Origin of the sequence: Cellulomonas algicola, from assembly GCF_019024305.1 — a bacterium.
GTDB lineage: Bacteria > Actinomycetota > Actinomycetes > Actinomycetales > Cellulomonadaceae > Cellulomonas > Cellulomonas algicola.
This window is the reverse complement of the sequence record NZ_JAHKSJ010000013.1, coordinates 198,183-222,032: the sequence shown is the minus strand read 5'-3', so window position 1 is coordinate 222,032 and position 23,850 is coordinate 198,183. Positions and strand designations below refer to the sequence as shown.

Genomic DNA, 23,850 nt, shown 5'->3' with positions numbered 1-23,850 from the left:
TCGTCCCACGGGGTCGCCTCCGGCGCCTGCGCGAGCCGTTCGGCCGTGCCGCCCGGTCACCTCCGGTCCGACGGGTGCCGGGGCCGCGCGCCCGCGCGCACACGTCTCGCCCGGCCGGGTGCGGCGCGGACGCCTAGGGTGACCGGCATGGACGTGGTCGTGGCGGGTGCCAGCGGGTTCATCGGGGGTGCGCTCGTACCGGCGCTGCGGGCGGACGGGCACCGCGTCCGCGTGCTCGTCCGCCGAGAGGCGGGCGGGCCCGACGAGATCCCGTGGGACCCGACGGCGGGTCGCCTCGACCCGCACGACCTGGCCGGGGCCGACGCCGTGATCGACCTCGCGGGCGTCAACGCGGCGTCCCGCCCGCTGACGCCCGCGCGCAAGCGGGCCGTCGTGCAGTCGCGCGTCGACACCGCCGGGCTGCTCGCGCGCACGATGGCGGCGCACGACGACGGCCCGCGGGTGCTGCTGCAGGCCTCCGGGATCGGCGCCTACGGCGACCGGGGCGACGCGGTCCTCGACGAGCACGAACCGCTCGGCACGACGTTCTTCGCGGGCGTCGTGCGGCAGTGGGAGGCGGCCACCCTGCCCGCGCAGGAGGCAGGGCTGCGCGTGGTCCTGCTGCGCACCGGGATCGTGCTCGCGCCGCACGGGGGCGCGCTCGGCCGCCTGCTGCCGCTCGTCCGGCTCGGGGTCGGCGGACGGCTCGGGTCCGGGCGGCAGTTCTGGCCGTGGATCACGCTCGTCGACGAGGTCCGGGCGATCGCGCACCTGCTGACCACCGACGTGCACGGGCCCGTCAACCTCGTCGCGGCGGCCGACCGGAACGTCGACGTCGTGAAGGCGCTCGCGGCCGCGGTGCACCGCACCGCGGTCGTCCCCGTCCCCGCGTGGGCGCTGCGGCTCGCGCTGCAGGACTTCTCGTCCGAGGTGCTCGGGTCCATCCGTGCCGAACCCGCGGCCCTCACCGCGAGCGGGTTCCGCCCGGTGCACGCCGACCTGCCGTCCGCCGCGGCCTGGGTCGCCGCCCGCTGACGGTCACGCGTCCGCGACGTCCCACACGCGCCACCCGTCGGCGGTCCAGCGCAGCGTCAGCACGACGGTCCGCGGCGACGCCGCCGGCACCGCCGTGGACACGCCGGACGCGTCGACACGCGTGTAGCCCGACATCGCGGAGGTGACCCGCACCGCCGCCTCCGCGCCGGGAGTGGGCTCGCCGGCCGTGTCCCCGCCTGCGACGACGGTCGCCTCCTGCACGTCGACCGCGAGCCCCTCGACCCGGTCCCCCGCGAGAGCCTCGACGAGCCGCAGGTCGGCACGGTGCGCGGGTCCGTCGGGCACCTCGACGTCGACGAGCCGCGCCGGGTCGCCCGCGGCGACGTGCTGGGCGCGGAGCTGCGTGAGCTCGGCGGCGGCCTCGGCCACGTCGGTCGTGCGCGCCGGTTCGCCCGTCCCGTCGGCCACACCCTGAGCGTCGACCTCCGTCTCGGAGGGCGGTGCCGTGCGGGCCGAGGCCGCCGACGACGCGGCGGGTGGCGCACCGGCCGCTCTCTCGTCCCCGGCGGACGACCGCAGCCCGGCCGTCCCGAGCGCGAGGCCGCCCACGACGACCACCCCGGTGGCGACCACGCCGACGACGAGCGCACGAGGTGCGCGACGGGGCGCCCGCCGAGGCCGGCGGAGGTCGGCCGCGGCCGACGCCCCCGTGCGTGCGAGGTCGAGCGCCGCGCGAGCACCGGCGTCGGGGACGCGGACCGGCTCGGGGGTGACGACCGCGAAGCACCGGTCGACGAGGACGGCCGCGCTGACGTCGCCGCTCGTGAGGAGGTCCTCGAGCGCGTCCCGGAGCGAGCCGTCGTGCGGCCCGGCGAGCAGGTGCACGTCGGCGTCGGGCACCTGGGCGAGCACCGACGCCACGAGGCGGCGGACGTCGCCGTCCGGCGTGCCGCTCCCGGCGAGGACGCCCCGCAGGTCGACGAGCGCGGGCCGCCCGTCCGGTCGCACGACGACGGTCGCGGGGCTCACGCCGCCGTGCGCGAGACCGGCGTCGTGCAGCGCCGCGAGCGCCGAGGCGACGGGGATGGCGACCGTGGCGGCCTCGCCGTCGGACAGCGGGGCACGCTGCGACCGGAGCTCGGCGAGCGTCGGTCCGGCGACGTGCTCGACGACGAGCGCGGTGCGGCCCGGGCCGATCTCGACGACGTCGTGCAGCGCCGGCAGGTGGTCGTGCCGGACGTGCCGGAGCCGCTCGACGCGCGCAGCCGTGAGGTCGTCGAGCACGGTGGCCACGACGTGGACCTCGAGGCGGCGGTCGGAGCCGTCCGTCGCGGCGGCGAGCCACCCGGAACCGTCGGGGCCGGCCGCTCCGACGACGCGGAAGGCGCTGCCGTCGACGAGCGCGCGCACGTCGGCGGGCACGAGGAACGTCTCCATGCCGGGCATCGAACCGTGCACGGCCCGCCGCGCGTGCGGCTCGTCCACAGGTCACGGCTGTCCCCGTGGCGCACCCGGCCCGACGTGCTGCCGCCGGGGGTGCCGTCGACGGGTGTGCCGTCGACGGGTGTGCCGTCGACAGGCGTGCCGTCGACAGGCGTGCCGTCGACGGGACACGCACCGCCGCGCGCGTCAGAGCCGGACGACGACGCCCTCGGAGGCCGAGGTGCGCGCGGCGTCGAGCACGCGCGCGGTGCGCACGGCGTCGGCGGGGTCCACGGGCGGCGGACCGCCGTCGACGACCCACCGCACGGCCTCGCGGTAGAGGTCGACGTGCCCGCCGGCGGGCGCCGGCACGGGCGTCCGCTCGGCGCCCCGCACGAGCCAGCCCTCGTGGACGGGCTCGCCCGGGCGGCGACCCTCCTCGTAGGCGTCGTCGAGGACGGCGAACGGCGTCGGCTCGCCCTCGAACGAGGTCACGAGGTAGGCGGCGGCGTCCCCGAGCACGCGTGTGCGCGGTCCGGGCGCCCCGACGACGGCACCGGCCTGCAGGTGGCTGACGACGCCGGGCTCGCCGCCGCGCGCGTCGTGCACGAGCGCGAGGAAGACGTCGTCGACCGCGGGCGTGGACCGCGCGGCGAGCTCGGCGTACACCGACCGGACGGGACCGAAGAGCTGCACCGCGGAGTCGACGAGGTGGGCGCCCAGGTCGAGCAGCAGCCCGCCGGCCTCGGGGTCGTTCTCCTTCCAGCGGTCCTGCGGGACGGGACGGAACCTCTCCCAGCGCCGCTCGAATCGGTGCACGCGGCCGAGCGTCCCGGCCTCCAGCAGACCGCGCAGCGCGAGCTGCTCGGGGTCCCAGCGCCGGTTCTGGAACACGGTGAGCCGTCCGCCGGCGTGCAGCGAGGCGTCGACGAGCCGCTCGGCCTCCGCGGTGGTGGTCGCGAGCGGCTTGTCGACGAGCACGTGCACGCCGGTCGCGAGCGCGGCGAGCACGTGCTCGACGTGGTCGCCCGTCGGGCTCGCGACGACGACGAGGTCGAGCTCGCCGACGTGCGCGAGCAGCGCCGGCACGTCGGGGACGACGACGGCACCCGGCCAGTCCTCGTGCACCTGCGCGGCGCGGTGGCGGGTGACGACGTGCGTCACGCGCTGGTGCGCCTCCCTCAGCAGGCGCGCGTGGATCCCGCGCCCCGCTCCCCCGTAGCCGACCAGACCGACGCGCAGCGAGTCCATGCGCGCCACTCTACGGTCGGGCCGACTCCGTGGTGTCGGCCGCACCGACCGTCGCACCCGGCTCCGCCGAAGTGGTCCGGTGCGTGCCCGGCGCGTGCGGTCGCGACAGCCGCGACGGCCACCAGGTGCGGTCGCCGAGGTCGTGCACGAGGGCCGGGACCAGCAGCGAGCGGACGACGGTCGTGTCGAGCAGCACGCCGAGCGCGACGATGACCGCGAGCTGCGCGAGGAACAGCAGCGGGATGACGCCGAGCGCCGCGAACGTCACCGCGAGCACCACGCCCGCCGAAGTGATGACGCCGCCGGTCACGGCCAGGCCGCGGACCACACCGGGGCGCGTGCCCACGCGTGCCGACTCCTCCCGCACGCGTGTCATGAGGAAGATCGAGTAGTCGACGCCGAGCGCGACGAGAAACACGAACGCGTAGAGCGGCACGGCCGGGTCGGCGGGCGGCCAGTCCAGGACGTGGTTGAAGAGGATCGCCGAGACACCGAGCGTCGCCGCGAACGACAGGACGTTCGCGCCGAGGAGCAGCCCGGCCGCCACGACCGAGCGCAGCAGCAGCGTGAGGATCAGCCCGATCACGAGGAGCACGACGGGCACGATGACCCGCAGGTCGTGGCGGGCGGCGTCCTGCGCGTCGAGCGTCTCGGCGGCCGCACCGCCGACGAGCGCGTCCGGGTCCACCTCGTGCGCGGCGGTCCGCACGTCCGCGGCGACGGCGACGGCCTCCTGCGAGTCGGACGGGGCTGTCGTCACGACGTCGAGCCGCACGTCCCCGTCGACCACGACGGGCTCGCCCGTCCCGGCGGGACCGCCCGCCGCGGTGCCCGTGTACGGCGCGACGCTCTCGACGCCCTCGACGTCCTCGATCGCGGCCGCGACGTCGTCGGCGGAGTCCTGCGCGGTGATGACGGTGACGGGCTGCACGGCGCCGGCCGGGAAGTGCTCGGCGAGGACCTCCTGGCCCGCGACGGCGTCGACCGGGGTGAGGAACACGTCGGCCTGGTCGGTGCCCCCGGCGCGGAACGTCGGCAGGAACGCGGCACCGACGACCAGGACGACCGCGGTGACGGCCCACACCGGCCGTGCGTGCCGGGCGACCCAGCGCGCGAGGCGGCCCCACGCGCCGGACGCGTCGGCGGGGTCGTCGGTGGGCGCCGCGTGGTGCCCGTGGGCGACGGCGACCGCGGCGACCGGGCGCGGCACGCGCGGCCAGAACAGGGCGCGCGACCACCGGCCGAGCACGATGAGGAACGCCGGCAGCAGCGTGGTGGCGGCGAGGAACGACGACGCGATGCCGATCGCGGCGACCGGTCCGAGCGAGCGGTTGGAGCCGAGGTCGGAGAGCAGGAGGCAGAGGACGCCCGCGGCGACGGTGCCGGCGGAGGCGCCGATCGGCTCGAGGCACGCGCGCCACGCGCGGCGCATGGCGGTGGCCGGGTGCTCGGCGTGCCGGAGCTCCTCGCGGTAGCGGGCGACGAGCAGCAGCGCGTAGTCGACGCTCGCGCCGACCACGAGGATCGACAGGATGCCCTGGGACTGGCCGTTGAGCACGAGCACGTCGTTCGCGGCGAGCTGGTAGACGACCAGGCCCGCGAGGGACAGCGCGAAGACGGCCGTGAGGATCACGACGAACGGCAGGAACGGCGAGCGGTAGACGATCACGAGGATGACGAGCACCGCGCCGAGCGCGACGAGCAGCAGCACGCCGTCGATCCCGCCGAACGCCGTCACGAGGTCGGCGACGAAACCCGCCGGACCGGTGACCCAGGCCTGCAGCCCGATCTCGCCGGCGTCGGTCGCGGTCGCGCCGAGGTCCTGGTCGAGCGACGCGCGCAGGTCGGTGACGAGCACCGCCGCGACGGAGTCCTCGCCGATGCGCTCGTCGGCCGCGTCGGCGTCGACGGAGAAGATCGCGAGCAGCGCGAGGCCGTCCTCGGACGGCACGACGACCGGGTCGCCGACGAGGTAGTCCGCCCACGTGTCGCCGTCGCCGTCCGGGACGTCGCGGTCGGGGACCCCGTTCGCCCACTCGGTCGCCGCCTGGACCTGCTCCGGGGTGACGTCGCCGCCGTCGGCGGGCTGCATCACCACGAGCGCAGGTAGGGTCGGCGTGTCCACGAACGCGCGGCTCGCCTCGGCGGCCCGCGTGGACTCGGCGGACGACGGCAGGAAGGCTGCCGCGTCGTTCTCCTGGACCTGTGCGAGCTTGCCCTGGGCCATGCCCCCGACGGCTCCGACGGCGAGCCAGGCGACGAGCGCGACGGCGACGGCAAGGGCGCGGACCACGGTCGCCCGGCGATTACTCAGCATGCTGAGTATCATGGGTGGCCAAGCGCCGGACGGCAAACCGAAGGGATCGACGAGGGTGCGCGACGGCCTGGACGACCCCGACCTCACGGGCGGCGGCGAGCAGTTCGACCCCGCGTCGAGCGACCCCGCCCACTGGCCCGTGGGGCGCCTGCTGTCCGCCGCCGCGCGACGCGTCGAGCGCGAGTGGAACGCCCACCTCGGCGGCTGGGACCTCAACCACGCAAGCCTCCCCGTGCTCGTCCACCTCGCCCGCTCGCCCGCCTCGCAGCGCGAGCTCGCGACCCTGTGCGGCGTGACCGAGCAGACCATGAGCCGGGTGCTCGCGCGCATGGAGCGCACCGGGTACGTGCGCCGCGCGCCGCACGCCGAGGACCGGCGCCGCCACGTCATCACCGCGACCCCCGAGGGCCTCGCGGCGCTCGACGCCGCCGCCGACCGCCGCCGGGCCGAGGCGGTCGTCACCCGCGGGCTCACGCCCGCCCAGGTCGAGCAGCTGCGCGCGCTGCTGGTCCTCGTCGCCCGGCCCGACGACGCCCCCGACGACGGGACGACGCACGCGGCCGCATCGACCCGGGGTTAGCCTGACCGGCATGCGGTTCGACGCGCTCGACCTCGGCACCCGCCTGCTCCCCTACGAGCCCACGTGGGCGCTGCAGCGGGAGGTGCACGCGGCCGTCTCCGCGGGCGACCAGGAGGACACCGTCCTGCTGTGCGAGCACGAGGACGTGTACACCGCCGGTCGCCGCACCGCCCGCTGGGACCGGCCGACCGACGGCACCGCGGTGGTCGACGTCGACCGCGGGGGGCGCATCACGTGGCACGGCCCGGGCCAGCTCGTCGGGTACCCCATCGTCCGGCTCGCGCAGCCCATCGACGTCGTCCGCTACGTGCGCGCGCTCGAGGAGGCGCTCATCCGCACGTGCGCCGACCTCGGCCTCGAGGCCGTGCGGGTCGACGGACGCAGCGGCGTCTGGTTCGCGGCCGACCCGGGCGACGACGACCGGCCGGCGCGGCGCGAGCGCAAGGTCGCCGCGATCGGCGTGCGCGTCGCCCGCGGCGTCACCATGCACGGGTTCGCGCTCAACTGCGAGCCCGACCTGCACGCCTTCGACCGCATCGTGCCGTGCGGCATCGACGACGCCGACGTCACGTCGCTCTCGGCCGAGACCGGCCGCCGCGTGACGATCGACGAGGTCACGCCGCTCGTGCGCGGGCACCTCGTCGCGACGCTCACCCCGCTCCTCGCCGCCACCGTCGACGCCGACGCCGGCGCACCGGCGCCGGCCGCCGGCTGACGCCTCAGCCCGCGCGCACCGCCGCGAGCTCCGCGACGACCTCGGCGGCCCACGACCGCACGTCGTCGAAGTCCCGGAAGTCCCCGGTCTCCGCACGCGTGAGCGCCACGAGCGCGCGCTCGTTGAGGTTGAGCTCGGAGCGCTCGATGCGGCCGACGAAGCACCGCGGCTCGCGCGCACCGACGTGCCGGGCGACGACGTCGACGTCGTCGGGAGGCGTCGGCGGCAGCGGCGGGTCGCCCACCGGTCCGGACCAGAACAGCCACACGGGCATCGCCCGCAGGTGCGCACCCTGCCGCTCGACGAGGTCGCGGAGGGAGGCCGCGAGCCGGCCGACGTAGACCGCCGACCCGAGGACCGCGGCGTCGTACCCGGTCACGTGCTCGACCTCGTCGGGGGTCACCTCGTCGACGTCGTGCCCCGCCTCGCGCAGCACGTCGGCGACCACCGCACCGATCTCGCGCGTCGCGCCGTGCCGCGACGCGACCGTCATGAGGATCTTCATCGTCCCTCCCCTCGTCGTGCCGGCGTCGCGGGGTCCCGCCGGTCCCGGTCGCCCGGGCGTGTCGCCGACGCCCTCAGCGTCGCGCCGCGCGACGGGCCAGCGCGCGGGACCGAGGTCCCGACCGGCTGTGACGTGCGACTCCCCCACCACGCGCCGCGCACGAGCGGGGTTAGTCTGACGACGTGACGATCGCTCCCGAGGGCCGCCGCATGCTCCGCGTCGAGGCGCGCAACGCCGCGACGCCGATCGAGAAGAAGCCGGAGTGGATCCGGACCCGCGCGACCATGGGCCCCGAGTACAGCGAGCTCAAGGGCCTCGTGAAGCGCGAGGGGCTCCACACGGTCTGCGAGGAAGCGGGCTGCCCCAACATCTTCGAGTGCTGGGAGGACCGCGAGGCGACGTTCCTCATCGGCGGCGACCAGTGCACCCGCCGCTGCGACTTCTGCCAGATCGACACCGGCAAGCCCGCCGACTTCGACGCCGACGAGCCGCGCCGCGTGGCCGCCTCGGTGCAGGCGATGGGCCTCAAGTACGCGACGGTCACGGGTGTCGCGCGCGACGACCTGCCCGACGGCGGTGCGTGGCTGTACGCGGAGACGGTCCGCCAGATCCACGCGGTCAACCCCGGCACGGGCGTCGAGCTGCTGATCCCCGACTTCAACGCGGTGCCCGAGCTGCTCGACGAGGTCAACGAGTCGCGTCCCGAGGTGCTCGCGCACAACGTCGAGACGGTGCCGCGCATCTTCAAGAAGATCCGCCCGGCGTTCCGGTACGAGCGCTCGCTGTCCGTGATCACGCGCGCCCGCGAGGCCGGTCTCGTCACCAAGTCGAACCTCATCCTCGGCATGGGCGAGACGACCGACGAGGTGAAGACGGCGCTCCAGGACCTTCACGACGCGGGCTGCGACATCGTGACGATCACGCAGTACCTGCGTCCGTCGCTGCGGCACCACCCGGTCGACCGGTGGGTGCGCCCCGAGGAGTTCGTCGAGCTGTCCGACCACGCGCAGGAGCTCGGCTTCCTCGGCGTCATGTCCGGGCCGCTCGTGCGCTCGTCGTACCGCGCGGGTCGGCTGTGGGGCCAGGCCATGCGGCACCGCGGCATCGAGATCCCCGCGGCGCTCGCGCACCTGGGCGAGCCGACGACCGCCCGCCAGGAGGCGGCGAGCCTGCTCGCGCGCTGAGGCCCTTCGCGCCGCCGGACGATGTCCGGTGGTGCCCGCGAGATCGGTAGACTCCGACCCCATGGCCCGCGACACGAACGCCACCCCCCCGGCCGCCGGGAAGGTCCGCAAGACCCGCTGGTACCACCAGCTGTGGCAGGCGTACCAGATGACCCGGCAGAGCGACCCGGCCATCACGTGGCTGCTGCTCGCGGTGTTCGTCGGGATCGTCGCGCTCGGCCTGGTCATCGGCCTCCTGGTCGACTCGATCGTCTACGTGCTGCTGCTGAGCATCCCGTTCGCGCTGCTCGGTGCGATGTTCGTCCTCGCGCGCCGCGCCGAGACCGCCGCGTACACCCGGATCGCCGGCCAGCCCGGTGCGTCCCGCGCGGCCCTCGGCACCATCCGCCGCGGCTGGACGTTCACCGAGGAGCCCGTCAACGTCGACCCTCGCACGCGCGACATGGTGTTCCGCGGGCTGGGCCGCCCGGGCGTCGTCCTCATCGCCGAGGGCGGTCCCGCGCCGCGTCTGGCCCGCCTCCTCGAGGCCGAGCGCAAGCGCACCGCGCGCGTCATCTCCGGTGCCCCGATCACGCTGGTCCAGGTCGGCGACGACGAGGGCCAGGTGCCCCTGCGAAAGCTGCCGCGGCACATCCAGCGCCTCCGGCCCTCGCTGACCAAGCAGGAGGTCGCCGAGGTCGGCAAGCGGCTCACCGCGCTCGGCGCCGTGCGCCTGCCCGTGCCGAAGGGCGTCGACCCGATGCGCGCGCGTCCCGACCGCAAGGGCATGCGCGGGCGCTGACCCGGCACGGCCGGACCCGGTACGGTCCGTCCGTGCGCGACGACCGCTGGAACCACAACACGCACTACCACCCGCTCGCGCTGCGGCACGCCCCGCAGGCGTGCACCGCGCTCGACGTGGGCTGCGGCGAGGGCCTGCTCGTCCGCCGGCTGCGGTCCGCCGGGGTCCCCCGCGTCACGGGGCTCGACGTCGACGCCGCCCAGGTCGAGCTCGCACGCGCGGCCTCGGTCGGTGACGACGGCGTCACGTTCGTCGTCGGCGACGCGCTCGAGGTCCTCGACGGCGACGCCTTCGACCTCGTGACGTGCTACGCGACGCTCCACCACCTGCCGCTCGAGGACGGGCTGCGCCGGCTGGCGGCCCTCACCGCACCCGGCGGACGGCTCGTCGTCGTCGGCCTGGCGGGGGCACGCACCCCCGGCGACGTGGCGCTCGGCGCCGCGGCCGTGCCGGTCGCCGCCGTGGTCGACCGGGCGCGAGGCGTGTGGGAGCACGGGGCGGCCGTCACCGACCCGCGCGAGGGGTACGGCGAGGTCCGCGACGCGGCGCGCCGGATCCTGCCGGGAGCCCGCTGGCGGCGGCACCTGTACTGGCGCTACAGCCTCACGTGGCAGGCGCCCGCCTGACGGTCAGCGCCGGACGATCGCCGTGCCCGCGAGCCGGTCGTGCAGGCCGCGACCGTCCGAGTCCCACACGACCGCGGGGATCACGAGGCAGAGCAGCACGCCGCGGACGAGCCCCGACAGCAGCCCGGGCGGGCGTCCGGAGTCGGCCAGCGGCGCCGCACCGGGCGGCGCCACGGCCGCGCGGCGCACACGCAGCCCGAGCACGCGGTGGCCCAGCGTGAAGCCGACGGTCCCGACGAGCAGCACGTTCTCGAGCAGGAAGATGAGGAGCGTCGCCGTCGGCGCCCCGCGCGTCAGGTAGAACCCCGTGCGCTCGACCGGGAAGAACGTCGCCGCGATGAGCAGGCACACGGTCCAGTCGACGGCGAGCGCGGCGACCCGACGGCCGAGGGACGCGAGCGCCCCCGGCCCGTCCGGCGGCAGGCCGAGCCGCGCACCGCGGGCCGTCGTCCCGGCCGGGGAGCCGCCTTCGAGCCAGGAACCCATGTCGTCGCGTGAGGTCACGCGACCAGGGTAGGTCGCCACCCCCGGTGCGACGCCCACGCGCGCTCCCGGACGTCCGCCCAGGAGTTCGCGCGATCGTTACACGGGGGACGCCGACGTAACACGGCGGAAACAACCGCTACACCCCAGAGAAACTCCCCCGCCATAGCCTCGGCGGAGCCCGACCCCAGGGTGGACACACAACCGAGGAGCAGCGGATGTTCAGCAAGCCAGAGGAAGTACTGGCCTTCATCAAGAGCGAGGACGTCAAGTTCATCGACGTCCGGTTCTGCGACCTGCCCGGCGTCATGCAGCACTTCAACGTGCCGGCCGCCTCCGTGGACGCGAACTTCTTCACCGAGGGCCAGATGTTCGACGGGTCGTCGATCCGCGGCTTCCAGGCGATCCACGAGTCGGACATGAAGCTCATCCCCGACGTCACGACCGCCTACATCGACCCCTTCCGGGTCGAGAAGACGCTGAACATCAACTTCCACATCGTCGACCCGTACACCGACGAGCCCTACAGCCGCGACCCCCGCCAGGTCGCCGCGAAGGCCGAGGCGTACCTGCGGTCGACCGGCATCGCCGACACCGCGTTCTTCGCCCCCGAGGCCGAGTTCTACGTCTTCGACGACGTGCGCTTCCAGACCCGCCAGGACGCGTCGTTCTACTACATCGACTCGATCGAGGGCGCCTGGAACACCGGTCGCAAGGAGGAGGGCGGCAACCTCGGCCACAAGACGCCCTACAAGGGCGGCTACTTCCCCGTCCCGCCGGTCGACCACTTCGCCGACCTGCGCGACAAGATCTCCCTGCAGCTGGACGCCCTCGGCCTCGAGGTCGAGCGCGCGCACCACGAGGTGGGCACCGCCGGCCAGGCCGAGATCAACTACCGCTTCGACACGCTCGCCAAGTCGGCCGACAAGGTGCAGCTGTTCAAGTACGTCGTGAAGAACGTCGCGCACGAGGCCGGCAAGACCGCGACCTTCATGCCGAAGCCGCTCTTCGGCGACAACGGCTCGGGCATGCACGTGCACCAGTCCCTGTGGAAGGACGGCCAGCCGCTGTTCTTCGACGAGAAGGGCTACGGCGGCCTGTCCGACATGGCGCGCTGGTACATCGGCGGCCTGCTCAAGCACGCGCCCGCGCTGCTCGCCTTCACCAACCCGACGGTGAACTCCTACCACCGCCTGGTCCCGGGCTTCGAGGCGCCGGTCAACCTGGTCTACTCGGCCCGCAACCGCTCCGCGTGCATCCGCATCCCGGTGACCGGCTCGAACCCGAAGGCCAAGCGCATCGAGTTCCGCGTGCCGGACCCGTCGTCGAACCCGTACCTCGCGTTCGCGGCCATGCTCATGGCCGGCCTCGACGGCATCCAGAACCGCATCGAGCCGCCGGAGCCGGTCGACAAGGACCTCTACGAGCTTCCCCCCGAGGAGCACGCCCTCATCCAGCAGGTGCCGGGCTCGCTCGGCGAGGTGCTCGACAACCTCGAGGCCGACCACGACTGGCTGACCGCCGGCAACGTCTTCACGCCGGACCTCATCTCGACGTGGATCGACTACAAGCGCTCCGCCGAGGTGGACCCGATCCGTCTGCGGCCCCACCCGCACGAGTTCGAGCTCTACTTCGACGTTTAAGTCGTACCTGCAGGTCAGACGCCATTTCCGCCGTCAGGTGGACATGGATTGGACAAGTCCGCTTGTCCACGACGCCCTCGTGGCGGTGGCTGCTCCCACCGCTGCGAGGGCGTCCTGCGTCGCCGTACGGGCCTGCTCCAGACCGACGTCCGTCACCGCGCTGTAGATGCCGAGCGTCAGGCCGGACGACTCGTGCCCGGTCACGTAGTCGATCACCCGCAGCGGCACCCCGGCGTCGCCGAGCATGGTCGTGTACGTCTTGCGCAGGCGCCTACACCTCCAGGGTGTTGACGTTCCCGCGCGGCGGTTTGCGCCACCTCCGGCTCCTCCCGTCGTCTCTCGCGAAGTGGCTCATCGTGATCCTGTCCATGGCGGGCGCAGCCCTGCCGAGCGTCGGCGTCTTCCGGGTCTACACGCGCCGACCGCGTCCCTCACACGGCGGCGACGTAGGCGCGTCGATCGCGGACTTCAACGCGCAGTACGCGGGTATGTACGCACCAAACTAGCTGTCGTCGGCTCCCTGGCCTCCACCCCCTCCCCGAGGGCTTGCCAGCCGAAGAGGCGCTGCGGCTGGGGACTTGCCTGAGTCTGGAACTTTCGCGGCGGACAGACGTTTCACCCGCCCCTGGCCTGCACTTCACCCTTTGCGCGCCTCCCGGACACCGGCACAAAGCGGGACGATCGGTCCCACTGATTGCCTTGTGAACGCAGGGGGACGACGACGTGAGACGGTTCGCGACGCTCGGGATTCTGCTCGCCGTAGTCGGCGTCGCCGGCTGTTCCGGGGGTAAGGGCGATCTGCCTGTGACGCCCGCCCCAACCTCCCAAAGTCCGGAGCCAGAAGAGTCTCCGATTGAGACGGCGACTCCCGTGGTCGAGGCGGCACGCGGCAGTCGGGCCAACCCGCTCACCCCTGGTGAATCTCGCAAGATCAGCGACGAGAGCGCCTTCACCGTGTCTGGCGGCGCCACCACATTCGATGCGTGGCCGACGGTGCAGGCGGAGAACCAGTTCAACACGCCCCCTGCTGACGGGCGGAGCTACATCATGTTTCCGCTGTCAGTTGCCATCGATTGGCCGACGATCCAGAAACAGGCCGCGGACGACGGTTCGACCACCGACGGGGGGTTCTCTGCGCAGTACTCCCTCACAGTGGCGTTTGTGGGAACCGACGGCATCTCCTACGGCTCGAACGAAGCCGACTACTGCGGCGTCATTCCCAACGACTGGATGTCCGTCAACCCTGTCTTCGACTCCGCGACGGTCACCGGCAATGTGTGCGTGTCCGCGCCGACGCAGGTCATCCCCGGCGGCACGTGGGTGGTCTCGAACGTCGTCAACGACGCGGTCTTCGTCGCCGCTCAATAGGTCAATGCCCCAACCCCGAGCATCAGAACCGAGCAACGGCAAGGAGGCCGAGTGAAATGAAGGTCGCTCCGTACCACTCGATCGATCCGACGGACCCCGACGTCTACCACGACCATGACAACTGCCCCTCGGGCCAGCAGATCCCCGCCAGGAACAAGCGCAGCGGCACGAACGAGTACCGCCGCTGCCAGCACTGCGTCCAGATGGGCTGACGGCACTTCCCCCATCGTTCGGTCAACGATCCGTCGCCCGGTCAGTTCGGGCTCGAGCGAACTCGTCGAGGTCGTTGCGCAGGTACACGCGGCGTCCGTCGAGCCCTTTTGGGGTGATCCGCCTGACTCTCGCGGTACCGGCACCCCCGTAGCGCAGGGGGTGCCGTCGCGTGAGCCGCTTCCGCGCCAGGCGTCGATGCGGCGAGGCGCACAGTGTTCAGCGGCAGGCCGGCTCGGGCTCGTCGATCCGCCCCTGGGTCGCCGACGTCGGGTAGATGCGCGTGATCGACAGGACCGCCGGGATGTCGCCCGTGTTGCGGACGAGGTGCGGACCGACCTCGGTGAACGACTCGCCGCCCCCGAACTCCTCTGCCCTGCACGTGCCGCGCTTCGTGACCGTCCAGCGCTCGACCGTGCCCGAGGCGACGACGGCGACGACGATCCCCGGGTGCGAGTGCCATCCGGAGAACTGCCCCGGCTGGTAGGTGAGGTCGAACGTCGACACCGTCGTCGGCACCGCCGCCGTCAGCGCGACCCGTTCCTGCGCGGCGACGAACACGTGCCGGTCGGTCCCGTCGAGCACACCGGTGGACGTGCCGCTCGCGGTGGGCGGCGGGACGGAGGGCGGGGTCGCGCTCGCGGACGAGACGTAGACGCCGCACAGCAGCACGGTGGCGAGGGCGGCGACGGTGAGCTTCCTGCCGTTCATGGGGATCCTCCGTTCGTCGTGGTCGACCGGGAGGCGCCGCGCCGCGCCATGAGCGGCGCGTGCGCCGTCGCCCTCGCTGGTCCGGGAGCGGCGCCCGGTCGTTGCGTGTCCGCCGCTCGACGGCAGCGGCACGACCTAGGCCCCCGCCCCCACCTGGGCGAGGAAGGCGGGGATCTCGACGTACACGCGGCCCTCGACGATCGCCCCGTCGCGGACGTCGTACACGACGGCGAGCGGGATCCGCACCTGCGTGCCCGTCGCCGCCACGCCCGCGAACTCGCCGGTGTGCCGGCCGACGACGAATCCCTCGAAGACGGCGGTGCCGGCGTCGACGACGAAACGGGTCCGCTCGGCGGTGGCGTCGAACGCCTGGTGGTAGAAGAAGTCGAGCAGCCCCTGGACGCCCTCCGGCGTCCGGTACTCGTCCCCCGTCGCCATCAGCCGGAAGACCACGTCGGGCGACATCGCACTCATATCGCCGTGATCGGAACGGAGACAACGCTCGACGACATGCCGTGTCTGCGCGGCGTCCGGGCGTCCGTCCTCGGACATGTCCGGCCCCTTCCCCCCCCCCCCCGATGGGCAGGACGCCACTCGCGCCGCAGTGCTCGGGAACAGGCCCGCGAGCGGCCGGGCGACGCAGTCGCGGACCGCACGACCGGGGACGACACAACTCGGGAGGCGGCGGACCGGACCGCCGCCTCCCGGGCCTCGTCGCACGAGTCGCTCAGGAGCGGGACCACTGCATGCTCGCCGCGGAGCTGCACGTCCGCTGCTCCAGCGCGGCACCTGCAGTCGTGGAACCGTTAAACACGCCGAGGCACTTGCCGCTGCTGGCGTTCACGAGCTGGCTGTAGCCGTCACCGGTCGAGCGCCAGGTGAAGGCCTGGTTGGGCCGGTCGTGGCACGTGTACTGGATGACCGCCGCGCCGTCGGCCGTGGACGCGCCGCTCACGTCGAGGCACTTGCCGCTGTTGACGCTCTGCAGCCGCACGGTGCCACTGCTGGCGTCGACGAAGCGCCACTGCTGCCACGCCGAGCCCGTGCTGGGCCACTGCCCCACGACCGCCAGGTCCGCGAGGCTGCCCTGCTGCACGTCGATCACCTGCCCGCTGTTGCGGTTGGTCACCCGGTACGCCGGCGTCGTGGTCGTGCCTCGGACGAACTGCCACCAGTCGACGTTGAACAGGGTGCCGCTGCCGCCGGCGAACCGCAGGTACAGGTCGTGCGTCCCGGTCGCGCCGGTGACCGGGCAGGTGGTGGTCGTCCAGCTCTGCCACCCGCCGGTGCCGCCGACCGTGCAGGTCGCGACGACCGGTCCGCCCGTACCGTCGAGCCGCACCTCGATGCGCCCGCCGCTCGTGGCGGACGCGACGCGCGCGGAGAACGAGGTCGCGCCCGTGCCGAACGCGACGCCCTTGACCTTGACGTAGTCGCCGTTCTCGATCCAGCCGACGTTCATCCCGCCCTGGCTCGAGGGTTCGGTCTCGATCCCGGACCCCCAGGCGATCGTCTCGGCCTCCTGCCGCACGTACGGGTCGAGGGTGCCGACCTGCGGCGCACCCGTGGTCGTCATGGTGATCGTCGGGATGCTGCCGTCGGCGTTGTAGGTGAACTTCTCGACCGCGACCGAGCGGGTGTACCCGCCGCCGCCCGGCAGTGCGCCGTTGTGGTAGAAGAAGTACGAGCCGCCCTTGTAGTCGATGACGCCGGGGTGGTTCGTGAAGCTGCTGCCCTGCGTCGGCATGACGGTCCCGCGGTAGGTCCACGGCCCGGTCGGCCCGGGCGCGGTCGAGTAGCCGATGAACTCCGAGCAGCAGCGGGCCGCGAACACGTTGTAGTAGGTCCCGCCGCGCTTGTAGACCCACGGCCCCTCCTCGTAGAGGGTCGGCCGGTTCGCGTCGCCCGTCCGGGTGCCGAAGCCTGCCGTGGTCAGCGGGATCTGGGTCGGGCTGCCCGAGTACGAGACCATGTCCGCGTTGAGCCGGACGTACCAGAGGCGCGGGTTGCCCCAGTAGAGGTAAGCCTGGCCGTCGTCGTCGACCAGCACCGTCGGGTCGATCTCGCCGTTCCCGACGAGCGGGCGGCCGATCGCGTCGCGGAACGGCCCGGTCGGGCTGTCGGCGACGCCGACCCCGATGACGCGCTGCCCCGTCGAGCGCTGCCGGACAGGCACGTACCAGTAGAACTTCCCGTTGCGCTCGACGACCTGACCGGCCCACGCGTCGGCGTCTGCCCAGCTGAACGTCGCGAGCGACATCGGCGAGCCGTGGTCCGTCCAGTTGACCATGTCGGTCGACGAGAAGACGCGCCAGTCGCGCATCGTGAAGTAGGACGAGCCGTCCTCGTCGTGCCCGGTGTAGAGGTAGACGCGGCCGTCGTGCACCAGGGGCGCAGGATCGGCGGTGTAGAGGTGCTGGACGATCGGGTTGTCCGCCTGCGCCGGGGCAGCGAGCAGGGTGACGGCGCAGACCGCCGCGGCGAGCGACGCGATCGCCGACCGGAGCCGCCTCCGGTGCGGGCGTGCTGATGGCTGCTTCAACATGGCTCCTCGGGTGTCACGAGCGGTGAGCTGTCGCGGACCGGCGCCGGTCGGCGCCACTGCGTCCGTCGTCGGCCGGCGGCGGCGTGGACGAGGTGCGCCACGTCGGGCGTGCGGTCGGTCCTCGGGCGCCAGGCCGGTCCCCGCCGGGTGCCCGGCTCGCGGTCGTCGCCCCCGTCGCGCGCCGGGATGTCCGGCTCAGGGCGTCCTCGCCCCGCGCGACGGCTGGATGTTATCGCTCACATTCCCGTCAGAATCGTTTCGCCGCCCGCACGCGGACCCGCAGCAGCCGGGAGCTCAGCCGCACGCGGGAGCGGGCTCGTCGATGCGCCCCTGGGTCGCGGCCGTCGGGTAGATGCGTGTGATCGACAGGACCGCGGGCACGTCGCCGGCGTTCCGGACGACATGCGGCCCCACCTCGGTGAACGACTCGCCGACGCCGAACTCCTCCGTCACGCACCGCCCCCGCTTCGTCACCGTCTGACGCTCGACCGTCCCCGACGTGACCACGGCCACGACGATGCCCGGGTGCGAGTGCCACCCCGAGAACTGACCGGGCTGGTAGGTGAGGTCGAACGTCGACACCGTCGTCGGCACCGCCGCCGTCAGCGCGACCCGGTCCTGCGCGGCGACGAACATGTGCCGGTCGGCCCCGTCGAGCACGCCGGTGGACGTGCCGCTCGCGGTGGGCGGCGCGCGGACGCCGCCGCCCCCGCTGGTCCCCGGGCGTGCCCGGTCCTCCGTGCGCTCGCCGCTGCACCGCGGCGGCACGACCTACGTGCCGGCGCCCACCTGGGCGAGGAAGGCGGGGATCTCGACGTAGACCCGTCCCTCGACGATCGCGTCGTCCCGGACGTCGTAGACGACCGCGAGGGGGATCCGCACCTGCTTGCCCGTCGCCGCGACGCCGGCGAACTCGCCGGTGTGCCGGCCGACGACGAAGCCCTCGAACACGGCCGTGCCCGCGTCCACGACGAGACGGGTCCGCTCGGCCCTGGCGTCGAACGCCTGGTGGTAGAAGTACTCGAGCAGCCCCTGCACCCCCGCCGGCGTGCGGTACTCGTCGCCCGTGGCCATCAGGCGGAAGACCACGTCGGGCGCCATCGCGCTCGCGTCGCCGTGGTCGGAGTCGAGATAACGCTGGACGACCTCACGCGTGGTCGCGGCGCTCTGGTGCCCGTCGTCGGACATGTCTGACCCCCTCGTCCCCCGGAGCCGATGCGCTGGACGGTACTCGCGTGGCGGGTCGGCGACCAGACCGGTCGACAGTGCCGCCGGGCGGCCGAGGACCGGACGAATTCCGCGGATCACCGGTTGTCATGGTTTTCTGGGAGGTGCATGTCTACGCACCACGCACCACCGGAGGACCCGTGAGCCACTCATCACCGGCGACGATGCCGGGCGCGACCCCCGTCATCGACGAGCAGGCACGTCTGCGCTGCCCGCGCTGCACGTCGCCGTCGATCGCCGTCACGTCGACGGACACGGACCCCAACGTGTCGTGGACCAACCACACCGTGACCTGCCAGAGCTGCCGCAGCAGCTCGCAGCTGGCCGTCGTGTCGACGTTCGGCCAGGTCGTCATCCGCTGGCTGAACGACTGACGCGCGACCTCACCGGGTGACGACGGGCGTCCCCACGACCGCGAGCGTCTGCGCCGCGGCGCTCCCTCCGTGCACCACGACCTCGACGTTCCGGGCGGCCGGGTCGGCGCCCCGGACGTAGCGCTCGATCGCCCGCACCGCGGCGCTGCCGAGGAACGCCGTGGGTGCGATCTCGACGGTCACGGGCACGATCCCGCCGCGTGAGCGCGACCGGACCTCGGCGTCGACGAGCGCGGCGGCCGACTCCGTGTCGAGCACGCCCCCGACGCGGATGACGCCGTCCTCGCCGACCGCGACCTCCGGGCCGCCCGTGAGGACGGCGGTGGGGCCGACGACGGGTGACCCGACGGGGGCTCGTCGTCGGGCGTCGAGCTCGAACTCGACGCGCGTCCCGGACTCCCCGGTGTCGACCGCGAGCCGCGCGCCGCTCGACGCGACCATGCTGAGGCCACGCCCCCGGTCGCCCGGGTCGGGTGCGGGCGGGCGCCACAGGCCGTCGTCCTCGACGCCGAGCGTGACCGTGGTGCGGCGCAGGCGCGCGTCCACGCGGATGCGGCCGGGTGTCACGCCCGCGTAGGCGTGCTCGATGCTGTTGGTGGCGGCCTCGCTCGCGGCGAGCACCAGAGCGGCGCGCTCACGGGCCTCGAGCCCGACGGTGCGCGCCCACGCGTCGACCTCGCCGCGCACGTCGGCGAGCCGCTCGGCGTCGGCGGGCAGGTCGAGGGCCAGGTCGGCCGGCGCGGCGCGGCGTGCGACGGCCAGGACCGTGACGTCGTCGACGAAGCCCTCGTCGAGCGCCCACGGCACGTGCAGGCAGAGCCGCTCGGCGACGGTCCTGCCCGCGTAGCGGCCGATGACGGCGCCGCGGACGGCGTGCTCGGCGGCGGACACGACCTGCTGCATCCGCTCGTCGAGCCGGCGGCCGACGACCTCGACGAGCCCGTCGGTGAAGAGCAGCAGCGCCTCGTCCTCGGCGAGCCGGTCCGTGCCGACGACGGTGTCGTCGTCGATGCCGAGGGGTCCCCCGCCGGTGGACGGGAGCCAGCGCGAGCTCGCGGGCCCCACGACGAGGGGCGCGGGGTGACCGCGTGTGGCGTACTCGAGCACGCCCGTCTCGGGGTCGAGGAGCACGACGCACACCGACGTCGCGAACGCGTCGGTCGCGACGCGGGCGTACCGGTCGAGCGAGGCCAGCGCGGCGTGGACGGGGACGCCGTCGAGCAGCCGCGACGCGAGGATCGCGCGCATCTGGCTCATCGCCGCCGACGCCGCGACACCGTGCCCCACCACGTCGCCGACGGTGAGGGCCACGCGCCCGTCGGGGGCGACCGCGGCGTCGAACCAGTCGCCGCCCGCTGCCTGCTCGCGACCCGCCACCAGGTAGGTCGCGGCGACGTCGACACGCGGGAGGACCGGCACCGACGACGGCAGGAGCGCCCCCTGCAGCGCGATGATGACGTCGCGGGCGACCTCGTACCGCTCCTCGACACCCGCGACGCGCGCCTCCTCGGCGAGGCGCTGCTCGACGGCCGCGGTCACGTCCTCGGCGGTGACGATCATGCCCTGGTACTCGCCGGCGTCGTCGAGCCACGGCGCGAGGGACAGCCGCACCCAGACGTCGCGGTGGTCGTCGCCGACCTCGAGCAGCATCTCCTCGGGTGCCAGCCCGCGTCGGCTCTGGAGCGCGAGCTCGAGCCGCGGCATCATCCGCCGACCGACGACGTCCGTCAGGGTGTCCGCGGCCTGTCGCCCGACGACCTGCCCGATGCCGAGCTCCTGGGCGGCGCGGTTCGCGGCGGCGACCACGCCGTCGGCCCGGATCGCGGCGACCGCGACGGGCAGGCCGTCGAAGGCCTGCAGGGTCGCCTCGACGGCGGGCGGGGGCCGCGACGGGTCCGTCATGGACCCAGCGTCGCACCGATCAGCTCAACGCACCGACCGTGCCGGCCGGGTCGACGACCGCGACCTCGAGCCCGTGCCCCGCCGCGAGCAGCAGCGCGCTGTCCGGACCGACGAGGACACGCAGGCGGGTGCCCTGGGTGCGGGCGCGCCGGTCGAGCGACGCGAGCACGGACACACCCGCGGAGCCGACGTGCGTGGCCTCGCGGAGGTCGACGACGAGCCGGCCCGCCTGGCGCGCTGCTCCGGACGCGGCCGCGATCGCGGCGGACAGCACGCCGGCCGTCGCAAGGTCGACGGGTCCGCGCGCAGCGACGACGGGGACGCCGCCGACGACGCGGGACGACACGATGAGGCCCTGCGCCGGCGGCGTCGCGGGGACCGCGGACGCCTCCTCGCCGAGCGACTGGAAGAACAGCTCGTCGAGCTTGGCGCGCGACGTCGGCGCGAGCCCGCCCGCGCTCTCGACCGCGGCGACGAGGCGCTCCGCGAGCGCGAGCAGGCGCACGTTGCGCTGCTGGGAGCTCCACCGCAGCAGCTCGAACGCGGCGTCGCCGTCGATGCCGTACACGAGCATGAGGACGCCCTTGGCCTGGTCGATCACGGCGTGCGACTCGAGCGCCTGGTGGAGCTGAGCGTTGACGGCGTCCGCGACGGCGACGCGCTGGCTCACGCTCACGTCCACGAGGAAGCCGCTCACGGTCGGGCCGTCGGCGGAGTCCTCACGGCCCCCGCTGAGGGTCACCGCACGCTCGTCCCCGGCCAGGTCGACCAGCACGTAGTGCTCGCCGAGGGGCGTGCCGTCGCGCTCGCACGCGTCGAGGGCCGCGGCGACGCGGTCGCGGTGGTCGGGGCGCACGTGCCGCAGGAAGAGGTCGCGCGTGGGCACGACCTCGCCCGCCTCCATGCCGTGGATCTCGAACATCCCGTCGGACCATCGCCAACGGTCACCACCGGCGGAGAACTGGTACTGGCCGACCTGAGCCTCGTCCTGGCTGTGCACGGCACCTCCACGCGGCCTCAGCGGCCGCCGGCAAGAGCTCCGAGCTGACTTCCCAACCCGATCCGGCGGCCGGTCTTCGGCCGTCCACCGGTCGAGGTTAGTGCGGACCCGTCGGACCCGCGCGCGGTGGCGGACCGCGGCGCGTGCCGACCGCGCCGTCCGACCGCCGAACCGTGGTGAAGGTCGAGGTCATGAACCTCCACGGGAGTGCACGGGACGTGCACGACCCCTTCGCCGTGACGAGGTCCACACGGCGACGGCGCGGTCCTAGCGTGACGCACATGACCGGCACAGCCGCCTCCCAGACTCCGCCCGCACCTCCCTCGTCCGCGGTCCGCCCGGGTCCGCTCGGCCCGCTCCTGGGTCCGCCACCGCCGCCGGGACCGTTCGGCCGCGCGCTGTCGGCATTCCGCTGGGACGGGCGGGGCGCGGCGCCGCTGCCGGTGCTCGCACTGGTGGCCGGGGTGGGGGTCGCGGTCGCCGTGATGGTCGTCGGTCACCAGCCGGGGCTGGGCGTGGCGCTCGGCGGGCTCGTGGCGTGGGCGGCGGCCGTACCGGCGCTCGTGCGTCGCCGTTCGCTCGTCGACGCGGCCCTCGCGGTGCTGTCGGTGCTGCTGGTCGGCGTCGTCGCGGTGCGGGACGCGCCGTGGGTGGTCGCGCTGTGCGTGCTGACGGCCGCGTGGGCGGCGACGGCGGCTCTCACGGGGGCGCGCGCGACCCCCGCGGTGGTGGCGGCGCCGCTGAGCTGGCTGGCCGGCGTCGTGCGTGCGCTGCCGTGGCTGCGGCACGGGGCGGGCGACGCGGTCGGGGCACGGCGTCAGCAGGTGCTGCGCGTGGGGCGCGCCGTCGCGCTCGCCGCGGTCGTCGTCGTGGTGTTCGGTGCGCTGTTCGCGAGCGCGGACCGCGTGTTCGCGAGCCTGCTCCCGCGGTTCGACCTCGGCGTGCTGCCCGGGCAGGTCGTCGTGGCGCTCCTGGTGGCGGTCGCGGTCGCAACGAACGCGCAGCTCGCGGCGCACCCGCCGGGCTGGTCGGCGCTCCGGCCGGGTCCGGGGCGGCCCGCGGGCGTCGTCGAGTGGGCGATCCCGGTCGTCGCGCTGGACCTCGTGGTGTTCGCGTTCGTGACGGTGCAGGCGACCGCGCTCGCCGGGGGCCACCGGCACGTGCTCGAGACCGCGGGCCTGACCTACGCGCAGTACGCGCGACAGGGCTTCGCGCAGCTCGTCGTCGCGACGGCGCTCACGCTGGTCGTCGTCGCCGTCGCCGCACGCCACGCGCCGCGCGGGACCGGCCGTGAGCGGGTGGTCGTCCGCGCCGGTCTCGGCGTGCTGTGCGTGGGGACGCTCGGGGTCGTGACGTCGGCGCTCCTGCGGATGGACCTGTACGTCGACGCGTTCGGCCTCACGCGGCTGCGCCTGTGGGTGGCGCTCGCGGAGGCCGCCATGGGCGTGGTGCTGGTGCTGGTCCTCGTCGCGGGGGTGCGGTGGCGGGCCGGCTGGTTGCCGACGGCCGTGCTCGGGGTCGTGGGCGCGACGGTGCTCGTGCTCGCGGCGGTCGACCCGGACGCGCAGATCGTGCGGCACAACACGGGCGCTGACCTCGACGTCCCGCTCGACGTCCGCTACCTGCAGGGCCTGTCGGCCGACGCGGTGCCCGCCGTCGACGCGCTGGACGAGCCGCTGCGCTCGTGCGTGCTGGACGGCATGTCGCTGCGCGAGGCGGAGAGCGGCTTCGGCTGGAACCTCGGGCGCGCCCGGGCCGCGTCCGTCGTCGACGAGCGGGCGGTGCCCACGTCGTGGCCTCCCGCATCGTGCGACGGCGTCGACGTGAGGTGGTGAGGGTGCGCGCGCCCGGACTTCTGCAACCGGACCCTGCAGAACTGGCAGTCCGAGTTCCTCGCGGTGCTGTCGATGGTCGTGCTGTCGATCTCCCTGCGCGAGCGCGGGTCACCGGAGTCGAAGCCGGTCGGGGCGTCGCACGACGCGACGGGCGTCGAGGGCTGAGGCGCCGCCC

At 74.2% G+C, this 23,850-nt stretch carries 23 protein-coding genes and 2 pseudogenes; 12 read left to right on the top strand and 13 right to left on the bottom strand.

The window, feature by feature from the left end; translation table 11 throughout:
- The first annotated feature begins 147 nt into the window (after nt 1–147).
- Nucleotides 148–1,035 (top strand): TIGR01777 family oxidoreductase, encoded by an 888-nt coding sequence (locus KOV94_RS11615; protein ID WP_218052118.1) that lies wholly within the window; start codon nt 148–150, stop codon nt 1,033–1,035.
- 3 nt (nt 1,036–1,038) lie between these two features.
- Here the strand turns inward: KOV94_RS11615 and KOV94_RS11610 are convergent, their stop codons facing one another.
- The 3 genes from KOV94_RS11610 to KOV94_RS11600 form a co-directional block, all read right to left on the bottom strand.
- On the bottom strand, nt 1,039–2,433 hold the full coding sequence (locus KOV94_RS11610; protein ID WP_218052117.1) for a protein kinase family protein: 1,395 nt from the start codon (nt 2,431–2,433) through the stop codon (nt 1,039–1,041).
- A gap of 192 nt (nt 2,434–2,625) precedes the next feature.
- A complete protein-coding gene (locus tag KOV94_RS11605; protein ID WP_218052116.1) occupies nt 2,626–3,669 on the bottom strand; it encodes a Gfo/Idh/MocA family protein in 1,044 nt (347 codons plus the stop codon).
- Between the two features lie 10 nt (nt 3,670–3,679).
- On the bottom strand, nt 3,680–5,986 hold the full coding sequence (locus tag KOV94_RS11600; RefSeq protein ID WP_225916501.1) for an MMPL family transporter: 2,307 nt from the start codon (nt 5,984–5,986) through the stop codon (nt 3,680–3,682).
- 55 nt (nt 5,987–6,041) lie between these two features.
- Here KOV94_RS11600 and KOV94_RS11595 point away from each other — a divergent pair, with 55 nt between their 5' ends.
- Nucleotides 6,042–6,566 (top strand): MarR family winged helix-turn-helix transcriptional regulator, encoded by a 525-nt coding sequence (locus tag KOV94_RS11595; RefSeq protein WP_308160499.1) that lies wholly within the window; start codon nt 6,042–6,044, stop codon nt 6,564–6,566.
- Between the two features lie 10 nt (nt 6,567–6,576).
- Complete coding sequence (gene lipB, locus KOV94_RS11590; protein WP_218052114.1) at nt 6,577–7,281, top strand: lipoyl(octanoyl) transferase LipB; 705 nt, start codon at nt 6,577–6,579, stop codon at nt 7,279–7,281.
- 4 nt (nt 7,282–7,285) lie between these two features.
- Here lipB and KOV94_RS11585 read toward each other — a convergent pair whose 3' ends face one another.
- On the bottom strand, nt 7,286–7,786 hold the full coding sequence (locus KOV94_RS11585) for a flavodoxin domain-containing protein (RefSeq protein WP_124341003.1): 501 nt from the start codon (nt 7,784–7,786) through the stop codon (nt 7,286–7,288).
- A gap of 182 nt (nt 7,787–7,968) precedes the next feature.
- Here KOV94_RS11585 and lipA point away from each other — a divergent pair, with 182 nt between their 5' ends.
- From lipA to KOV94_RS11570, 3 genes are all read left to right on the top strand, one after another.
- A complete protein-coding gene (gene lipA / locus KOV94_RS11580; protein ID WP_218052113.1) occupies nt 7,969–8,970 on the top strand; it encodes a lipoyl synthase in 1,002 nt (333 codons plus the stop codon).
- 61 nt (nt 8,971–9,031) lie between these two features.
- Nucleotides 9,032–9,751, top strand: coding sequence for a DUF4191 domain-containing protein (locus KOV94_RS11575; protein WP_124341001.1), 720 nt, complete (start codon nt 9,032–9,034; stop codon nt 9,749–9,751).
- A 32-nt stretch (nt 9,752–9,783) separates the two neighbouring features.
- Complete coding sequence (locus tag KOV94_RS11570; RefSeq protein WP_218052112.1) at nt 9,784–10,377, top strand: class I SAM-dependent methyltransferase; 594 nt, start codon at nt 9,784–9,786, stop codon at nt 10,375–10,377.
- A 3-nt stretch (nt 10,378–10,380) separates the two neighbouring features.
- Here the strand turns inward: KOV94_RS11570 and KOV94_RS11565 are convergent, their stop codons facing one another.
- A complete protein-coding gene (locus KOV94_RS11565) occupies nt 10,381–10,881 on the bottom strand; it encodes an RDD family protein (protein ID WP_235843096.1) in 501 nt (166 codons plus the stop codon).
- A gap of 197 nt (nt 10,882–11,078) precedes the next feature.
- Between KOV94_RS11565 and glnA the strand changes: the two genes are divergently transcribed.
- Entirely contained in the window at nt 11,079–12,503 is a 1,425-nt protein-coding gene (gene glnA / locus KOV94_RS11560) for a type I glutamate--ammonia ligase (RefSeq protein WP_124340999.1), read from the top strand.
- Between the two features lie 33 nt (nt 12,504–12,536).
- Here the strand turns inward: glnA and KOV94_RS11555 are convergent.
- A pseudogene (locus KOV94_RS11555) lies at nt 12,537–12,806 on the bottom strand (hypothetical protein); the annotation flags it as partial.
- Nucleotides 12,807–13,226: 420 nt separating this feature from the next.
- On the opposite strand from KOV94_RS11555, the gene KOV94_RS11550 reads away from it, so the two are divergent.
- Both KOV94_RS11550 and KOV94_RS11545 read left to right on the top strand, forming a co-directional pair.
- Nucleotides 13,227–13,871 (top strand): hypothetical protein, encoded by a 645-nt coding sequence (locus tag KOV94_RS11550; RefSeq protein ID WP_162352226.1) that lies wholly within the window; start codon nt 13,227–13,229, stop codon nt 13,869–13,871.
- Between the two features lie 56 nt (nt 13,872–13,927).
- Nucleotides 13,928–14,083 (top strand): hypothetical protein, encoded by a 156-nt coding sequence (locus tag KOV94_RS11545; RefSeq protein WP_218052111.1) that lies wholly within the window; start codon nt 13,928–13,930, stop codon nt 14,081–14,083.
- 217 nt (nt 14,084–14,300) lie between these two features.
- Here KOV94_RS11545 and KOV94_RS11540 read toward each other — a convergent pair whose 3' ends face one another.
- The 5 genes from KOV94_RS11540 to KOV94_RS11520 form a co-directional block, all read right to left on the bottom strand.
- Nucleotides 14,301–14,792, bottom strand: a complete 492-nt coding sequence (locus KOV94_RS11540; protein WP_218052110.1) for a cupin domain-containing protein — start codon at nt 14,790–14,792, stop codon at nt 14,301–14,303.
- A 135-nt stretch (nt 14,793–14,927) separates the two neighbouring features.
- On the bottom strand, nt 14,928–15,266 hold the full coding sequence (locus tag KOV94_RS11535; protein ID WP_218052109.1) for an ester cyclase: 339 nt from the start codon (nt 15,264–15,266) through the stop codon (nt 14,928–14,930).
- Nucleotides 15,267–15,519: 253 nt separating this feature from the next.
- On the bottom strand, nt 15,520–17,337 hold the full coding sequence (locus KOV94_RS11530) for a family 43 glycosylhydrolase (RefSeq protein ID WP_218052108.1): 1,818 nt from the start codon (nt 17,335–17,337) through the stop codon (nt 15,520–15,522).
- 294 nt (nt 17,338–17,631) lie between these two features.
- On the bottom strand, nt 17,632–17,997 hold the full coding sequence (locus KOV94_RS11525; protein ID WP_218052107.1) for a cupin domain-containing protein: 366 nt from the start codon (nt 17,995–17,997) through the stop codon (nt 17,632–17,634).
- A 111-nt stretch (nt 17,998–18,108) separates the two neighbouring features.
- The gene (locus KOV94_RS11520; RefSeq protein WP_218052106.1) at nt 18,109–18,525 is read right to left on the bottom strand and encodes an ester cyclase; all 417 of its coding nucleotides are present in this window, start codon (nt 18,523–18,525) and stop codon (nt 18,109–18,111) included.
- A 179-nt stretch (nt 18,526–18,704) separates the two neighbouring features.
- Between KOV94_RS11520 and KOV94_RS11515 the strand changes: the two genes are divergently transcribed.
- Complete coding sequence (locus KOV94_RS11515; RefSeq protein ID WP_124340995.1) at nt 18,705–18,938, top strand: hypothetical protein; 234 nt, start codon at nt 18,705–18,707, stop codon at nt 18,936–18,938.
- 9 nt (nt 18,939–18,947) lie between these two features.
- Here the strand turns inward: KOV94_RS11515 and KOV94_RS11510 are convergent, their stop codons facing one another.
- Nucleotides 18,948–20,840 carry an ATP-binding SpoIIE family protein phosphatase gene (locus KOV94_RS11510; protein WP_124340994.1) on the bottom strand — a complete coding sequence of 631 codons (1,893 nt, stop codon included), beginning with the start codon at nt 20,838–20,840 and terminating at the stop codon, nt 18,948–18,950.
- 19 nt (nt 20,841–20,859) lie between these two features.
- On the bottom strand, nt 20,860–21,840 hold the full coding sequence (locus tag KOV94_RS11505; protein ID WP_124340993.1) for an ANTAR domain-containing protein: 981 nt from the start codon (nt 21,838–21,840) through the stop codon (nt 20,860–20,862).
- 281 nt (nt 21,841–22,121) lie between these two features.
- Here KOV94_RS11505 and KOV94_RS11500 point away from each other — a divergent pair, with 281 nt between their 5' ends.
- Nucleotides 22,122–23,675 carry a DUF4153 domain-containing protein gene (locus KOV94_RS11500; protein WP_218052105.1) on the top strand — a complete coding sequence of 518 codons (1,554 nt, stop codon included), beginning with the start codon at nt 22,122–22,124 and terminating at the stop codon, nt 23,673–23,675.
- A 12-nt stretch (nt 23,676–23,687) separates the two neighbouring features.
- Nucleotides 23,688–23,840 (top strand): annotated as a pseudogene (locus KOV94_RS21285) (DUF6766 family protein); the annotation flags it as partial.
- Nucleotides 23,841–23,850: the final 10 nt, after the last annotated feature.

What these genes read in the sequence shown, in the direction of transcription:
- KOV94_RS11615 (WP_218052118.1), top strand. Translation starts at nt 148, where the DNA reads ATGGACGTGGTCGTGGCGGGTGCCAGCGGGTTCATCGGGGGTGCGCTC.
- KOV94_RS11610 (WP_218052117.1), bottom strand. Translation starts at nt 2,433, where the DNA reads ATGGAGACGTTCCTCGTGCCCGCCGACGTGCGCGCGCTCGTCGACGGC.
- KOV94_RS11605 (WP_218052116.1), bottom strand. Translation starts at nt 3,669, where the DNA reads ATGGACTCGCTGCGCGTCGGTCTGGTCGGCTACGGGGGAGCGGGGCGC.
- KOV94_RS11600 (WP_225916501.1), bottom strand. Translation starts at nt 5,986, where the DNA reads ATGCTGAGTAATCGCCGGGCGACCGTGGTCCGCGCCCTTGCCGTCGCC.
- lipB (WP_218052114.1), top strand. Translation starts at nt 6,577, where the DNA reads ATGCGGTTCGACGCGCTCGACCTCGGCACCCGCCTGCTCCCCTACGAG.
- KOV94_RS11585 (WP_124341003.1), bottom strand. Translation starts at nt 7,786, where the DNA reads ATGAAGATCCTCATGACGGTCGCGTCGCGGCACGGCGCGACGCGCGAG.
- KOV94_RS11575 (WP_124341001.1), top strand. Translation starts at nt 9,032, where the DNA reads ATGGCCCGCGACACGAACGCCACCCCCCCGGCCGCCGGGAAGGTCCGC.
- glnA (WP_124340999.1), top strand. Translation starts at nt 11,079, where the DNA reads ATGTTCAGCAAGCCAGAGGAAGTACTGGCCTTCATCAAGAGCGAGGAC.
- KOV94_RS11545 (WP_218052111.1), top strand. Translation starts at nt 13,928, where the DNA reads ATGAAGGTCGCTCCGTACCACTCGATCGATCCGACGGACCCCGACGTC.
- KOV94_RS11540 (WP_218052110.1), bottom strand. Translation starts at nt 14,792, where the DNA reads ATGAACGGCAGGAAGCTCACCGTCGCCGCCCTCGCCACCGTGCTGCTG.
- KOV94_RS11535 (WP_218052109.1), bottom strand. Translation starts at nt 15,266, where the DNA reads ATGAGTGCGATGTCGCCCGACGTGGTCTTCCGGCTGATGGCGACGGGG.
- KOV94_RS11530 (WP_218052108.1), bottom strand. Translation starts at nt 17,337, where the DNA reads ATGTTGAAGCAGCCATCAGCACGCCCGCACCGGAGGCGGCTCCGGTCG.
- KOV94_RS11520 (WP_218052106.1), bottom strand. Translation starts at nt 18,525, where the DNA reads ATGTCCGACGACGGGCACCAGAGCGCCGCGACCACGCGTGAGGTCGTC.
- KOV94_RS11510 (WP_124340994.1), bottom strand. Translation starts at nt 20,840, where the DNA reads ATGACGGACCCGTCGCGGCCCCCGCCCGCCGTCGAGGCGACCCTGCAG.
- KOV94_RS11500 (WP_218052105.1), top strand. Translation starts at nt 22,122, where the DNA reads ATGACCGGCACAGCCGCCTCCCAGACTCCGCCCGCACCTCCCTCGTCC.